The sequence below is a fragment of the Pseudoalteromonas tetraodonis genome (genome assembly GCF_002310835.1).
Taxonomy (GTDB): Bacteria; Pseudomonadota; Gammaproteobacteria; order Enterobacterales; family Alteromonadaceae; genus Pseudoalteromonas; species Pseudoalteromonas tetraodonis.
This window is the reverse complement of sequence record NZ_CP011041.1, coordinates 287,626-302,666: the sequence shown is the minus strand read 5'-3', so window position 1 is coordinate 302,666 and position 15,041 is coordinate 287,626. Positions and strand designations below refer to the sequence as shown.

The 15,041-nt window shown below is 40.2% G+C and carries 13 protein-coding genes; 5 read left to right on the top strand and 8 right to left on the bottom strand.

All coding sequences use genetic code 11. The annotated features are described in order from the left end of the window. Nucleotides 1-584 precede the first annotated feature (584 nt). Together secA and mutT are read left to right on the top strand one after the other, a co-directional pair. Nucleotides 585-3,293, top strand: a complete 2,709-nt coding sequence (gene secA / locus PTET_RS01380; protein WP_016899311.1) for a preprotein translocase subunit SecA — start codon at nucleotides 585-587, stop codon at nucleotides 3,291-3,293. Between the two features lie 70 nt (nucleotides 3,294-3,363). Next, nucleotides 3,364-3,762: an 8-oxo-dGTP diphosphatase MutT gene (gene mutT / locus PTET_RS01375; RefSeq protein WP_016899312.1), complete on the top strand. Its 399-nt coding sequence runs from the start codon at nucleotides 3,364-3,366 to the stop codon at nucleotides 3,760-3,762. A gap of 108 nt (nucleotides 3,763-3,870) precedes the next feature. Here the strand turns inward: mutT and PTET_RS01370 are convergent, their stop codons facing one another. From PTET_RS01370 to pmbA, 3 genes are all read right to left on the bottom strand, one after another. After that, nucleotides 3,871-5,943, bottom strand: a complete 2,073-nt coding sequence (locus PTET_RS01370; protein WP_036955748.1) for a M13 family metallopeptidase — start codon at nucleotides 5,941-5,943, stop codon at nucleotides 3,871-3,873. A 239-nt stretch (nucleotides 5,944-6,182) separates the two neighbouring features. After that, a complete protein-coding gene (locus PTET_RS01365; protein ID WP_013463884.1) occupies nucleotides 6,183-6,662 on the bottom strand; it encodes a DUF721 domain-containing protein in 480 nt (159 codons plus the stop codon). Nucleotides 6,663-6,771: 109 nt separating this feature from the next. Continuing rightward, nucleotides 6,772-8,121, bottom strand: a complete 1,350-nt coding sequence (pmbA, locus tag PTET_RS01360) for a metalloprotease PmbA (protein ID WP_013463883.1) — start codon at nucleotides 8,119-8,121, stop codon at nucleotides 6,772-6,774. Between the two features lie 145 nt (nucleotides 8,122-8,266). Here pmbA and yjgA point away from each other — a divergent pair, with 145 nt between their 5' ends. Together yjgA and hemN are read left to right on the top strand one after the other, a co-directional pair. Beyond that, nucleotides 8,267-8,791, top strand: a complete 525-nt coding sequence (yjgA, locus tag PTET_RS01355; RefSeq protein WP_013463882.1) for a ribosome biogenesis factor YjgA — start codon at nucleotides 8,267-8,269, stop codon at nucleotides 8,789-8,791. A 116-nt stretch (nucleotides 8,792-8,907) separates the two neighbouring features. Beyond that, nucleotides 8,908-10,281 carry an oxygen-independent coproporphyrinogen III oxidase gene (hemN, locus tag PTET_RS01350; protein ID WP_013463881.1) on the top strand — a complete coding sequence of 458 codons (1,374 nt, stop codon included), beginning with the start codon at nucleotides 8,908-8,910 and terminating at the stop codon, nucleotides 10,279-10,281. A 72-nt stretch (nucleotides 10,282-10,353) separates the two neighbouring features. On the opposite strand, the gene PTET_RS01345 is transcribed toward hemN, so the two are convergent. The 3 genes from PTET_RS01345 to PTET_RS01335 all read right to left on the bottom strand — a co-directional run bounded on the left by PTET_RS01345 (nucleotide 10,354) and on the right by PTET_RS01335 (nucleotide 12,831). Further along, nucleotides 10,354-10,869 (bottom strand): DUF2489 domain-containing protein, encoded by a 516-nt coding sequence (locus tag PTET_RS01345; RefSeq protein WP_013463880.1) that lies wholly within the window; start codon nucleotides 10,867-10,869, stop codon nucleotides 10,354-10,356. Nucleotides 10,870-10,881: 12 nt separating this feature from the next. Further along, nucleotides 10,882-11,466 carry a Der GTPase-activating protein YihI gene (gene yihI / locus PTET_RS01340; RefSeq protein WP_013463879.1) on the bottom strand — a complete coding sequence of 195 codons (585 nt, stop codon included), beginning with the start codon at nucleotides 11,464-11,466 and terminating at the stop codon, nucleotides 10,882-10,884. A 732-nt stretch (nucleotides 11,467-12,198) separates the two neighbouring features. Then, on the bottom strand, nucleotides 12,199-12,831 hold the full coding sequence (locus tag PTET_RS01335) for a c-type cytochrome (RefSeq protein WP_013463877.1): 633 nt from the start codon (nucleotides 12,829-12,831) through the stop codon (nucleotides 12,199-12,201). 281 nt (nucleotides 12,832-13,112) lie between these two features. Here PTET_RS01335 and yihA point away from each other — a divergent pair, with 281 nt between their 5' ends. Continuing rightward, nucleotides 13,113-13,769, top strand: coding sequence for a ribosome biogenesis GTP-binding protein YihA/YsxC (yihA, locus tag PTET_RS01330; protein ID WP_013463876.1), 657 nt, complete (start codon nucleotides 13,113-13,115; stop codon nucleotides 13,767-13,769). On the opposite strand, the gene PTET_RS01325 is transcribed toward yihA, so the two are convergent. Together PTET_RS01325 and PTET_RS01320 are read right to left on the bottom strand one after the other, a co-directional pair. Continuing rightward, nucleotides 13,770-14,288, bottom strand: a complete 519-nt coding sequence (locus tag PTET_RS01325; protein WP_013463875.1) for a DUF1285 domain-containing protein — start codon at nucleotides 14,286-14,288, stop codon at nucleotides 13,770-13,772. It lies immediately after the preceding gene. Further along, nucleotides 14,285-14,872, bottom strand: coding sequence for a YceI family protein (locus tag PTET_RS01320; protein ID WP_013463874.1), 588 nt, complete (start codon nucleotides 14,870-14,872; stop codon nucleotides 14,285-14,287). The genes PTET_RS01325 and PTET_RS01320 overlap by 4 nt, the downstream gene beginning before the upstream one ends. Between the last annotated feature and the right edge of the window lie 169 nt (nucleotides 14,873-15,041).

Sequence of the window (15,041 nt, the reverse complement as noted above, 5' to 3'; positions counted from 1 at the left end):
ATAGCGATAAAAAATATAATTAACTTTATGCGACTAAAAATAATATTAGCAAACGCTGGTTGCAGAAGATATTAACACACGCTTTTTTTGCAATTAGTAATCTCTTTAATGATACCGCAACCATTCATTACATACCTGCAGATAAAGCGTATGACTTAAGTGACTTATCGAGAGTAATATATAAAACGATTGCTCAATTTAAGCTTTAAAAAACGATGGCTGCTAACAAGGTGTTTAAGGGTGAAATTTAAGCGCTTTGCTCTTGTTTTTAATTTATTCAGCACCATATCTTTAGGGTCTGTTTATCTGCAGTTTTAATCAAGTTTCGTTACATAACGCTATTTTTATGAGCGAGATCTCATTTTTCTGTTTTAAATGAAGATCTTTTTATTGAGGTAGTTTGATGTTTAGCAGAGTCTGGTATAGTAGCGCAGGTAATAAACAGTGCTTTTTAAGCAGCTTAATACAAAATTGCTAATTAATGTGTCCTAAAGGTTAATTTAAAGAATACATTAATTATCAATTGTAAAAAATGGGTTAGCCGATGCACGGCTAGCAAAAAAACACATTGTAACGGTTTTATCATGATATCTAATTTATTTACCAAGATTTTTGGTAGTCGCAATGACCGCACTATTAAAAACCTAAGAAAGACGGTCGCACTGATCAATGCACTTGAAACGCAGCTAGAAGCGCTTTCAGATGAAGATTTAAAAGCTAAAACAGCCGAGTTTAGAGAGCGTTACGATAACGGACAAAGCTTAGGCGATATTCTACCAGAAGCATTTGCAGTGGTACGTGAAGCATCAAAACGTGTAAACGGTATGCGTCATTTCGACGTGCAGTTATTAGGTGGTATGGTTTTACACCAAGGTCGTATCGCAGAAATGCGTACCGGTGAAGGTAAAACACTCACAGCGACACTGCCGGCTTATTTAAATGGTCTAACAGGTAAAGGTGTTCATGTCATTACCGTGAATGACTACTTGGCCAAACGTGATGCTGAAACCAATCGCCCATTATTTGAATTTTTAGGGTTAACCGTAGGCTGTAATGTTCCGGGCATGATGCCACAACAGAAAAAACAAGCTTATGCAGCTGACATCACTTACGGTACCAATAACGAATTTGGTTTTGATTACCTGCGTGACAACATGGCATTTAGTATTGATGAGCGCGTACAACGCCCATTATTTTATGCTGTAGTGGATGAAGTGGATTCAATCCTTATTGATGAAGCACGTACGCCACTGATTATTTCTGGTCCCGCTGAAGATAGCTCTGAGCTATACACTGAAATAAATACCATCGTTCCTCTACTTGAATTACAAGAAAAAGAAGACGAGGAAGGAATTGAAGGTGATGGCGATTTCACCATCGATGAAAAATCTAAGCAAGTTCATCTTACTGAGCGTGGGCAAATAAAAGTTGAAGAGTTACTTACCGAGCGCGGCCTAATTGAAGAAGGTGACTCACTATATTCAGCAGCGAGCATTACCCTACTTAGCCATGTTTATGCAGCTCTTCGTGCGCACAAGCTTTATCAAAAAGATGTTGACTACGTTATTAAAGAAAACGAAGTCATCATTATTGATGAGCACACAGGTCGCTCTATGGAAGGACGTCGTTGGTCAGAAGGTTTACACCAAGCTGTAGAGGCAAAAGAAGGTGTGAAAATTCAAAACGAGAACCAAACATTAGCCTCTATTACGTTCCAAAATTACTTCCGCTTGTACGAAACGCTAGCAGGTATGACAGGCACAGCCGACACAGAAGCGTTTGAGTTTCAGTCTATCTACGGTTTAGACACTGTGGTTATGCCAACCAATAAACCAATGATCCGCGATGATCGCGCTGATTTAGTTTACTTAACTCAAGAAGAAAAGTACGAAGCGATTTTAGCAGACATTAAAGACTGTCAAGAACGTGGTCAGCCGGTACTTGTAGGTACTATCTCAATTGAAAGCTCTGAGTACTTATCGCAGTTTTTACGCAAAGAAAAAATTAAGCACAACGTACTTAATGCTAAATTCCACGCACAAGAAGCAGACATTGTTTCTGATGCGGGCTTACCAGGCACAGTCACCATTGCCACCAACATGGCCGGTCGTGGTACCGATATTGTACTTGGTGGTAATTGGAACAGCGAAGTTGAAAAACTTGAGAACCCAACTGACGAACAAATTGCTGAAATAAAAGCAGCATGGAAAATTCGCCATGATGCGGTAATTGATGCTGGCGGCTTACACATTATTGGTACTGAGCGTCATGAATCACGTCGTATTGATAACCAGTTACGTGGTCGTTCTGGCCGTCAAGGTGATGCCGGTTCAAGCCGTTTCTACCTATCGATGGATGATGCGTTAATGCGTATTTTTGCCGGTGAGCGCATGACTAACATGATGCGTAAACTAGGTATGCAACGTGGTGAAGCCATTGAACATCCATGGGTAAACCGCGCAATCGAAAACGCCCAGCGTAAAGTAGAAGCACGTAACTTTGATGTGCGTAAACAGCTACTTGAGTACGATGATGTAGCAAACGATCAACGTCGTGTTGTTTATTCTCAACGTAACGAATTGCTTGAAGAAGGTGATATTTCAGAAACGATTACCGCTATCCGTGGTGATGTGCTCGCGGGTGTGATTGATCAATACATTGCCCCACAAAGCTTGGCTGAAATGTGGGATATCCCAGGGCTTGAAGAACGCTTAAAACAAGACTTCTTGATTGAGTTACCACTTTCGCAGTGGTTAGCTGATGACAATAAACTGTACGAAGAAAAACTGCGTGAGCGTATTGAAGAAGCGGTTGAACAAGCTTACAAGCAAAAAGAAGAAATGGTCGGCGATTCTGTACTGCGCCAGTTTGAAAAAGCCATTATGCTTCAAAGTCTTGACCAACATTGGAAAGACCATCTTGCTGCAATGGATCACTTACGCCAAGGTATTCACTTACGTGGTTATGCACAAAAGAATCCTAAGCAAGAGTACAAACGTGAGTCGTTTGAATTGTTCTCTGAAATGCTAGAAAACTTAAAAGTCGATGTCGTCGGTATTTTAAGTAAAGTGCAAGTTCGCGCCGAAGAAGATGTTGAAAAAGTAGAAGAGCAACACCGTAAAAGTGAAAATGCCCCTCGCGAATATCAACATGAAGAAGCAGAGCATGTAGGTGGTGAAGCACCACAAAGCGCTCAGGTTATGGCGCGTAGCGAGCCAAAAGTGGGTCGTAACGATCCATGTCCATGTGGTTCAGGTCAAAAATACAAACAATGTTGTGGTAAATTAAAATAACACCACTTTGTTACGTTAGATAAAAAGCGACGCTTGCGTCGCTTTTTTTATGCTATTTAAGGGAGAGGTAATGACTAAAGTAATCATCAATGTTGCTGTGGGTGTAATTAAAAAAAATAACAATGTGTTTATTTGTAAACGTGCAGATGAACAGCACCAAGGTGGCTTATGGGAATTTCCAGGCGGAAAAGTTGAAGCCGGAGAAAGTGTTTTTCAAGCACTGAAGCGTGAATTATTTGAAGAAGTAGGACTGACTATTCATAGCTCAAGCGAACTTGTCACTATAGAGCACGACTATGGCGATAAATGCGTACGACTTAATGTACACGTGGTCAGTAACTTTAATGGTCAAGCTCATGGCGCAGAAGGGCAACCAAGCGAATGGGTAAGTATAGACGAACTTGATAACTATGATTTTCCTGCAGCCAATGTCGAGATTATCAGCGCCATAAAAACGAAATATAGCTAGTTTTATCATCAGGTATAAAAGTAACTAAAAAGCCAGTGGGCATCATGCTCACTGGCTTTTTATTTTGCGATTAGTGGGGCTAACCGCTTAAGCTAATTTCAGCTTAAATTACCAAATTTTTACGCGATCTTCAGGCTTGATATACATTTTATCGCCCTCTTTAACATCAAACGCTTGGTAAAATTCCGGCATGTTCGACAAAATACCAATCACGCGATAATGACTCGGTGAATGTGAATCGGTCATTAAACGATTGCGCAATGCTTCATCACGGTATTTACGACGCCAAATTTGCGACCAGCCCATAAAGAAGCGTTGGTCGCCCGTATAGCCTTCAATAATGGGCGCTTTAGAATCACCCAGCGATAATTGATACGCTTTATAAGCGACGGTTAAGCCGCCTAAATCACCAATGTTTTCACCCAGTGTCAGCTCACCATTAACGCTGGCATCTTCAAACGGTTTATATTGATTATACTGCGCAACTAAGGCAGCACTTCGCTGTTCAAACTGCTTAAGGTCTGACTCGCTCCACCAATTACGTAAATTGCCATCACCGTCGTATTTTGCACCTTGGTCATCAAAGCCATGGCCTAACTCATGGCCAATAACCGCACCAATAGCACCATAGTTAACCGCATCATCTGCTTCTAAATTAAAGAATGGAGGCTGCAAAATCGCCGCAGGGAATACTATTTCGTTATTCACTGGGTTGTAGTAAGCATTCACTGTTTGTGGCGTCATATGCCACTCAGAGCGATCAACTGGCTTACCTAATTTAGCAATCATATCTGCATAAGCCCACTCACTGTAGCGAATATAGTTACCTACTAGTTCATCAGGATTAATTACTAAATCTGAATAATCTTTCCATTTATCTGGGTAACCAATTTTAGGCGTAAACTTATCCAGCTTTTCTTGCGCCGCAACTTTTGTTTCAGGGCTCATCCACTCAAGGTTTTCAATTGCCACTGAATAGCCTTTAATCACGTTATCAACTAATTCTTCCATGCGCGCTTTCGCTTCTGGCGGGAAGTTCTCTTTAACGTAGACTTTACCTAAAATTTCACCCAGTACACTGTTTGATGCATCAACGGCTTGCTTCCAAAGTGGCGCTTGCTCTTCAACACCGCGCAATGTGGTGCTGTAAAAATTAAATTTCAAATCCACTAAGTCTTTATTTAGCAACTGCGCGTAATTACTAACGAAATGGAATTTTAAGTAGTTTTGCCAAACCGATAAGTCTGTATTTTTGAAAATGTCTGCAAATTTTTCAAAGTAACTTGGTTGGCGCACAATCAACTCTTGGGCATCAACACCAACGGCTTCAAAGTAAGCACTTAAATCAAAATCTCCCATTAACGTGTTAGCTTCAGCTACTGACATTTTATTATATGATTTTGTTGCATCACGACTTTGTACCCGACTCCACTGTGCATCAGCAAGTGTCGTTTCAAGGGCAAGTATCGCTTTGGCTGCATCAGCGGCATTATTAACGCCAGCTTTAGCTAAAATATCGGTAATATAGGTTTGATATGCCGCGCGAATTTTTGTGAATTTTTCATCATCTTTTAAATAATAATCACGGTCAGGTAAACCAAGTCCCGCTTGATAGGCATAAAGCGCATTTTCACTTGAGTTTTTAGCGTCATTATTAACATACCAGCCAAAAGGAAGATCTCCGCCTTTAACTTGTAGCTGTGCCATCAGTGTGACCAACGCGGCTTTATCTTTTACTGTATCAATGCTTTTAATAGCTGGCTCAAGTGGTAACATCCCTAACTCTTCACGAGCATTTTCAGCCATGTAGCTAGTATAAAATGCGCCGATCTTATATTCATCTGAACCTGGCTTTGCGCTGCTATTGGTACTGGCATTTTCTAGTACTGTTTTCATTGCTTTTTGCGATTCATCATATAACTGTGAGAACGACCCATAGTTTGACTTATCGCCAGGGATTTCAGTTTTTTCTAACCATTTACCGTTTACGTGGTAGTAAAAATCATCCTGTGCACGAACACTTTTATCGATATTTTGTAAATCAACACCTAAGGCACCAGGGGTTGCTACCGGTGCGGTTACTGTTGTTGCTTCTGCTTGCATTTCTTGTGGCTTTTCGCCGCAACCAACCAAACCTAACGCCAATGCAATACTGGCGGCAGTCATTGTTATTTTTTTCATAAGAATTCCGTATATTAATTAGAATAAATACGCATTTCATTAAGATTTGATAACTCAAAAAAACAACAATAGGATGCAGTCTATTATCTGCTTAATGAAATACGCATCAGCTACAACCTAATTTAGGAAGTACTAACTAGGCATCATAAACCTGATTTAAATAACAATAAAATCGAATATGTAACAAAGTATTTTAAAGCCAGCAAAACAAACCGAGCAAGGTGTTAAATGGTATTTAATTAAGGTTTATTTTTACCATGTAAAGCTAAGCGTTGAAGCTTTTCTTTTAATGACGGTGGAGCAGAATCGGCGATCGCATTTAAATAATCAGCCGTTTGTTCACTCATTTTAAGGGAGTTCGTTGGTTTGCCATCAGCCACTTTAAGTCGAGTGCTTAACCGTTGAGTTGCCTGTGGATTGGCAGTAATTTTTATTTGCCCAAGCTCGGCCATACCCGCGGCTCTAAAATGCGATTGCATGTCCATTTTTAAATAATTAAGCCTAAGGGCAATAGGTGCAGAAACGGCTTCTATCATTAAGGTGCCGTCACGGTAATTACTTACTCGGCACTTTTCACCTAACTTAGGGCCTAAGAAATCGCGCAACAATTGTTGCTGTGTATCCAGTGCTTGGCTTTTTCCCGCATAGGCTGCTAAGCGGTTGTTCAGCCCAGCCATAATATCGGTTAACGGTTTTGGCGCATATCTATCTTTAGCCATATCACACCTTAGAAACATCAAAAGAAAGCTTGCTTAAATTAAGCTTAATTTAAGCAAGCAAAGTGGGTTTATACCAATTCACTGAAATAAATATTATTGCGGATGGGTATTAAGCACCTGCTACTTGCATTTGTTCAATCAGTACTGAACCAGTCTGAATCCCGCCGCGACGCTCTATATCGCCACCTATAGCGGAAATACCTTTGAACATATCTTTTAAATTACCAGCAATCGTAATTTCGCTTACTGGGTATTGTATTTCCCCATTTTCAACCCAAAAACCAGCCGCACCGCGAGAGTAGTCACCGGTTACGGTATTCACGCCCTGCCCCATCAATTCTGTAACTAATAAGCCCGTACCCATGGTTTTTAATAATGCAGTTAAATCTTGATGCGTCTGTTCTACTAACCAATTATGAATACCGCCAGCGTGCCCTGTTGGGGTCATATTCATTTTACGTGCAGCATAGCTTGCTAATAAATACGTTTGTAACTCGCCACCGTGAATTATTTCTCTGTCGAGAGTTTTAACCCCTTCGCTATCAAATGGCGATGATGCTAAGCCTTTAAGTAAGTGCGGACGCTCTGAAATATTAACGGTTTTGCTAAATACCTGCGTGCCTAAGCTATCCAATAAAAAGCTGGATTTACGATACAGTGCGCCACCACCAATTGCTGATACCAAATGGCCAAACAATGAATTAGCAATATCGGCTCTAAAAATAACCGGCACTTTCATGGTGCCTAGTTTTTGGCTGTTTAGTTTTGCTAGGGTTTCTGCTGCAGCTTCAAGTCCAACACTTGCAGCATCTTTTAACCCCGCTTGATCGCGAGAAATCGTGTAGGCTGAGTCGCGCTGCATATGCTCGCCCTCTTTACCTATCACCATAGTGCTTATGCTGTGGCGAGTACGTGGAAAGCCGGCAATTAAACCATGGCTGTTACCATATACTCGCAAACCTTGATGCGATGAAAAGCTAGCGCCATCTGAATTCACAATTCGCTCATCGGCGTTTAATGCGGCTTGCTCTGCGGCATGACATAAATCAATCCCTTGCTCTGGGCTTACATCCCAAGGATGAAACAAGTCTAGATCTTTAGGGGCAAACTCAAGCAGTTCTTTATCAGCAATGCCATTACATGGATCGTCTGAAGTGAATTTAGCAATATCGATGGCTTTTTCGACCACAGCACGTAATGTTTTAGGATTTAAATCAGCCGTTGATGCCGAGCCTTTGTTATTGCCAACATACACGCTAATACCTAAACCACCGTCTTGATTAAACTCAATGGTTTCTACCTCCCCCATGCGCGTACTTACCGACAGCCCCGAAGTGCTAGACATAGCAGCTTCTGCAGCGGTAGCACCTAGTTTTTTAGCATGTTCAAGTACTTCTGATACAGCGTCTTTTACTTGAGAGATTTGCGAATAAATTGGATCTTGGTGTTGGCTTTTCATAAATTCTGTCCTGAGCCCTGAAGGCCATATTGCACACATTTTTTATATTTAAATGCTAACACACTCACTGCACCACATCAGCTAATATTAATCACTAAAAGAATCGCGTATAATAGATGAAGTTATTTTTATTTAAGAGCACCCCATGGCGAAGAAAAAAGGCAAGCCTGCTGAAATTGAAGAAGAAATTATATATGTATCAAAAAGTGAACTTAAGCGCGAAGCGCAAGAGTTTCATCAGTTAGGATCTGAAATTGCCAAAATGGGTAAAAAGCAGCGTGAACGCCTGCCGCTCAATGATGACTTAAAAGAAGCAATGGTGGTTGCTGATAAAATAAGTAATAAAAGTGATGCTTACCGCCGACATTTAAATTACATCGCAAAAACCCTTCGTACAGTAGAAAATATTGAAGAAATTAAAGCGATCATTGATGTCATGCTTAATAAAAATAACCAAGCTGAGGTTATGATCAAAAAAATTGAGCAACTGCGCAGTGATTTAATTGAACAAGGCGATGACTTAATCAACGAAACAATTGAACAATATCCAGCTCTTGAGCGCCAAAAAATGCGCCAAATGGTGCGTAATGCTGCCAAAGAAGTAAAAGCCGAAAAACCAGCGAGAAGCTACAAAGAGTTATTTCAGTACTTAAAAGACGCCATAATGTAACGCAGCCGCGTTATATATTAAAAAGGTGCTGCGGCACCTTTTTTTGTTGTAGATCAAAACCTCCTCCTCTTTGCTTTTTTACAATACGCAGCAACTTAAAAGATAAGGTGCGCGTGATGATTAAACTTCCTCAATGGGATCAAACTTTAATAAACAAATACAATGTATCGGGCCCGCGTTATACGTCTTACCCGACCGCGCTTTCGTTAGCTGATGGTTATCAGCAACAAGATTTGATTAGCGCTATTGAATCATCGCAAACCCGTTCGTTGTCTTTATATATTCATATTCCTTTTTGTAGTCAGCTTTGTTATTACTGTGGCTGTAATAAAGTCATTACTCGCCACCAATCTAAAGCCGATACCTACCTAGACTTTTTAGCTAAAGAAATTGCAGCACAAGCGCCGCTGTTTCAAGATTATCGGGTTGAGCAATTACATTTGGGGGGCGGCACACCAACTTTTTTAACCGCAGCGCAAATGACGCGCTTAGTAACGCTACTAGAGCAACACTTTAACTTTAGCGATACCTGCGAGCGCGGTATCGAAATCGACCCTCGCTCACTGGCTGACAATATGCTGGTTGATTTAAGCGAGTTGGGGTTTAATCGTGTGTCATTTGGTATTCAAGATTTTAATGATCAGGTTCAGCTGGCTGTTAATCGCCCTCAGCATGTTGATGAGGTAAAGCAATTAATTACCCAAGCAAAACAGTTGGGCTTTAAATCAATTAATGCTGATATGATTTATGGCCTGCCACTACAAACACCTGAGAGCTTTACACAAACGATTGAGCAACTTATTGCCTTAAACCCTGACCGCGTTTCAGTATTTAACTACGCTCATTTACCAGAACGTTTTGCCGCCCAACGTAAAATTAAAGACGCCGATTTACCCAGTGCGCATAATAAGCTCACCATGTTTAAAAATACCCTAGAGCAAATGACGCAGGCGGGCTATCAATTTATAGGTATGGATCACTTTGCAAAAGTTGATAATGAGCTAGCCATTGCACAAAATACGAATCAGCTGCATCGTAATTTTCAAGGCTACACCACTCATGGCGAGTGCGACTTATTGGGCTTAGGTGTCTCGTCTATTTCACAAATAGGCACAGCGATATTACAAAATAAAAAAGAGTTAAAACATTATTATCAAGCAGTTGATGAGCAAGCAGGCAGTGCCATTAATAAAGGCATGCATTTAACCCAAGATGATCTTATTCGCGCCGATGCGATTAAGCAGCTTATTTGCCAGTTTGAGCTTGATATGAGCGTATTCGCTAACAGACATAAAATCAGCTTTAATGACTACTTTCAAGATGCTTTAGAGGCACTCGCACCATTAATTGCCGATGAAATGGTAACAATAGAAAACAACCTAATTAGCGTAACACCAAAAGGGAATTTATTTATTCGTATTATTTGTATGTGCTTTGATGCGCATTTACAAAAACAGATAAATGCCACTCGCTTCTCACGCGTTATATAATTTAAAACTAGCACGCATAAAAAAAAGCAGACCAAGGTCTGCTTTTTTTATATATGCCGTAAAATCTAAGCGCTAGTTAAAAACCACGTTTTCGCTGCCTTGGGCTGCTTTAAACTCAACAATAATTTTTTTACAGTCAGCTTCAATTTCATCACTCAGTGATTCTTCTGCGCGCCAGCGCGCCGTGTCTTGCTTAAAAATTTCTTTTTTAGCGTACTTTTTGCGCGAATCATGGGTTGGCATTTCTTTTACCACGTCGTACATTTTATAAATACCCGGGTATGCACTCGTTAGGTCGCGCTCAGTATCAAAACTATATTGCGACATAAGCACCCAAATACGTAAGCACCCCTCAGAGTAATCACATTGCTTTTCATTCATAGCACGTGCAATTAAATGAATACTATCGGCTAACTTCGCATTACGCTTTAAACGCGACTGTTTTAGCTTTTGCTGTTGCTCTGTCTGTTTTTTGCTAATTAGCTTTTTTTGCACATTTAGCTTATAGAGCAACTGACCCGCATAAAATGCCAAGCCCGCTATAATAGCAGCACCTACAACTAAGGCTAAGATCACTGCTGTACTCATTGCGTGTCCTTATTACTTATCTTCGTCGTCATCTAGCCATTCATTCGCTAGATCGTTTGATAGGTATTGATCAAAGTCTGAATTACTGTCTTCATCGCTGAAGTCATCTTCAAACTCTTCTTCATCTTCAATGCCTAATAATTTACAAAGCACTTGGTGACGCGCTATGCGGCTATTAAAGTATTTTGCATCTTTACCCGTTAGCATTTCACCTTGCTCATGACGCTCAACTAATTTAAGTAAGCGCTCATCATTTTCAAGGGCTTCTAACTCTTGTTCAGGCGTTAATTCTGGTTCAACAGCCTTTTTAAGCTCTGCTACAGGTTTAAGGTTACGTTTCATTTCGATTTTTGGTTCAGCAGCAGGTGCAACCAATGGCACTGCTTTTTTACTACCAACGCGTTTATCTTTAGCAGCCGAACCTGCTTTTTGAGTGTCATTACTCAATGCATCCGGTGCATTACGTGAACCAGGCTTAGCGCCCTTAGTTTTTTTAACACGTTGCTCTTTCAATGCGCGCATTTCTTTAAGCTTATCTTGACTTAAACGAACGGGACCATTTGATGGAATTTTACGTGACTTTTTCTTTCTACTCATATCTTGATCGTCTCACTTAAGAGGTTTTGAGCGAGGCGCAACTCAATGGGCATCGCGGTGCTGGCCTAGCCAGGAGAATTCAGTTTGGGCGTTTTGCGCGCCAAAGCACAGTTAAGGTGCTTTTTTTAAACGGGGGGTATTGTAACAGGACAAATAAAAAGGCGGTAGAGAAAACATCTCTACCGCCTACTAATCTGAGCGCCATTATATGGACACTTCTCCCTTCGACTTTTTAGTCTTTATTGTTTTTATTATTATTTTCTATCCGTATTTTTATTATTTATCTTCCGTGTAGCATTCCATTTTGTTTTTATTATTAAACTTCCATGAGTATTTTATTATTTTCGGTCTTCCTAACACTTTTTTGATATTTCCTTTGGTAGCACACTCTATGTGCTATTCAGTCGTGCCGCGCTACTATCCTTATAACGTTTTCCTATTTGTTATTGTTTTTGCGACAGGGGTTAATTTACTCGTTAATAATTTTGTTACAACTAATTTATATCTTTTTTCTTGTACTACATATGACAAAAAACACTAAAAAATATAAATTACAATAAGTTACATTAAAAAATAAAAATAAAATGAGATTTTTCTTACACCAAAGTATGGTCAATGTCTTACAAGAGAAGGAGCTTTATCGGTCACGGCAGGCACAAAAAAAGCAGCTAAAGCTGCCTTTTTCACTAATTAACATTATATTATGTTAACAACATCTAAATAAATACGACTTTAGTGTAGACCACCAAGGTATTTAGAGAGTGTTTCAATGTCTTTATCTGTTAGTTTCTTTGCAATGTCCTGCATAACACCATTTAGGTCGTTATTACGAACACCATCTCTGAACTGTTCAAGTTGTGACTTGATGTATTCTGGATGTTGGAAAGAAATCTTTGGGAATTTAGCAAGTGAAGAGCCATTACCACGTGGACCATGACAAGCCGCACATGATGGGATACCGCGCTCAGCATCACCTGCTTTATATAACATTGCGCCTGTTTCTTGAACATCTTTCGGTGTAGCACCTTCAGACATGTTCAAAGAAGCAAAGTAAGCAGCCAAGTCTTTCATATCTTGATCACTTAATGGCATTGCCATACCGCTCATTACTGGATTCATACGACCTTCTTTACCGCCCGAAGTCATACCTAATTTAAATTCAGTAAGTTGCTTGTATATGTAATCTGCGTGTTGGCCTGCAATTTTTGGGTAGATGTTAACCGGCGCATTACCGTCTGGGCCGTGACAAGCCGCACACGTTGCTGATTTTTCTTTACCTGCGTTTACATCGCCATCAAATGCTGTTGCGTTGCTTGCTGACAACGCACCAAGCAATATAGTTAAAGATAGTGCTATTTTTTTCATGGTGAATTCTCTGTTTCCGACCCTGTATCATCTACAATATGGATGTTGTGATTTTTATATTCTACACGATATTAAATTCTCTGGCACGTTTTCTACACACATTAAACCTATAAATTATAGGGTTTTGAGTAAAATTAAACGCTAAGCCAGTTAAAATGTACTGTCAGCAATGATCTTACATGCTCAAATACACTTTTTAATAGCTACTTTATAGTATAAAATACGCGCCACGGGTGAATTTGGTTTACCCAATGTTATTTTTTTAAGTTTTAGGAGAGCCTGTGCTCAAATCTCGTATCAAGTATAACACTGCGTCTTTTGTTACAAGCGCGCCAGACATCACTAAATTACCTGCTGATACGGGAATTGAAGTCGCGTTTGCCGGTCGCTCTAATGCAGGTAAATCAAGTGCGCTAAATGCCCTAACCGATCAAAAGTTAGCACGAACCAGTAAAACACCCGGCCGTACTCAGCTGATCAACACCTTTGAACTTGCCGATGTAGATAATATGCGCCTAATTGACCTACCTGGCTATGGGTTTGCAAAAGTGCCGATTGAAATGAAAAAGAAATGGCAAAAATCGCTAGGCGAATACCTGCAAAAACGTCAAAGTTTAAAAGGTATTGTGGTATTAATGGATATTCGTCATCCATTAAAAGATTTAGACCGCGACTTAATTAATTGGGCTGTAGGCAGTGAAATTCCGGTATTGGCACTATTAACTAAAGCCGATAAGCTAAAGCAAGGTCCGCGTAAATCACAAGTTCTTAGCGTACGTCGTGAGTTAAGTGAATTAGATGGCGATATTACGGTTCATGCATTTTCATCACTTAAAGGCACCGGCTTACCAGAAGTCGCTAAAAAGCTAGATGAGTGGTATTTAGGCCCAATCGTGGCCGTTCCACCTGCTGATTTAGTAGCGCCAGATAGCGAATAATTACTGTAAGTAAAATTTCTGCTGTGCGGAGGTAATAAAATAGCCGAGCTCATCTGTTTCGGCTATTTCAGCCCACTGATAAAACACATTTCGCGCAACTCGCGCAAAGCAGCCGTAGGGTAACTGCATATAAGGCACAGCCGCACCTTTGTAGTCATTGATATAAAGTGACTCAGAACGACTTAATAGCCATGTGCGGTTTAAGTTATCAATACAACAAATAACACTTCCCTCTGATGTCTTTTCACTATGCCAATTTACAATAATAAAAGGCGCATCCTTCACCTCAATCGCGATTTTTTCTACGGGTGTTTTTAAGTAAAACTGCCCATCTTCGTTGCATAATACACTGGCAAAAAGTTTCACCATTGATTGACGGGTAATTTCACTACCTGCGTAAAACCATTTACCTTGCTCATCAATCAATAATGGTAACTGCCCGCAGTGAGCGGGCTGCCATTGTTCAAAAGGTTTGCTTGGCTCGCTGAGTTGCTTGCTAAGCTCGTTAAGTGAAATCACTGTTTTTTAAATGTCAGTGCAAAAGTAACTGGCACGGCAGTAGCAATTGAAGGTAATCCGGCTAATTTTTGTAACTGCATTACCCCTTCGGTGATCTTAAAGTCATCACTGTTGATAATGATAGGAGTGAATGATGCCACACTTAAATCTCCATTGGCCGCACTGCTTACGAGTACATCAACAGCAAGTGGCTTTTTATGACCATGAAAGTCTAGCTCAGCGCTAATACCTTTTAATACGTACTGCCCTGGTTGCTTAATAAGTGACAACTTATCAGATAAGTCAGCGGTTAATACTGCGTTTGCAAACGTGTCAGACTCAAACAATATCTTACTTAAACGTTCGTTACGGATAGGGATAAAGGTTTCGGCTGAGGTTAAATCAACGTTTACGCTAAATTGACCCTGATCGCTCAGCTGCCCAGCTAACTGAGTAAAGTGACTTGCTTCAGCAATGCTATTTTTTTTAATTGATACAAAACTTAATTGGCTTTTATCGTTCAATAGTTGCCAGTTTGCCGATGCAGCACCTGAAACTAGTAAACATGATAAAGATAAACCTGCGATAGCTAACGTTTTAAACATAATGCACTCCTAAAATAAAAAGACTTATACCGGTAAAAATAATACTTTGATCAGCCCAGCTGAAAATCATTAGTTACTGTGTGGTAAATCGAAAATGCTAAGTAGACTGATGGTATCACTTGAAACGCTAAGTGCAATTAGAGAATAAATTTAACGCTTGGATGCAAGA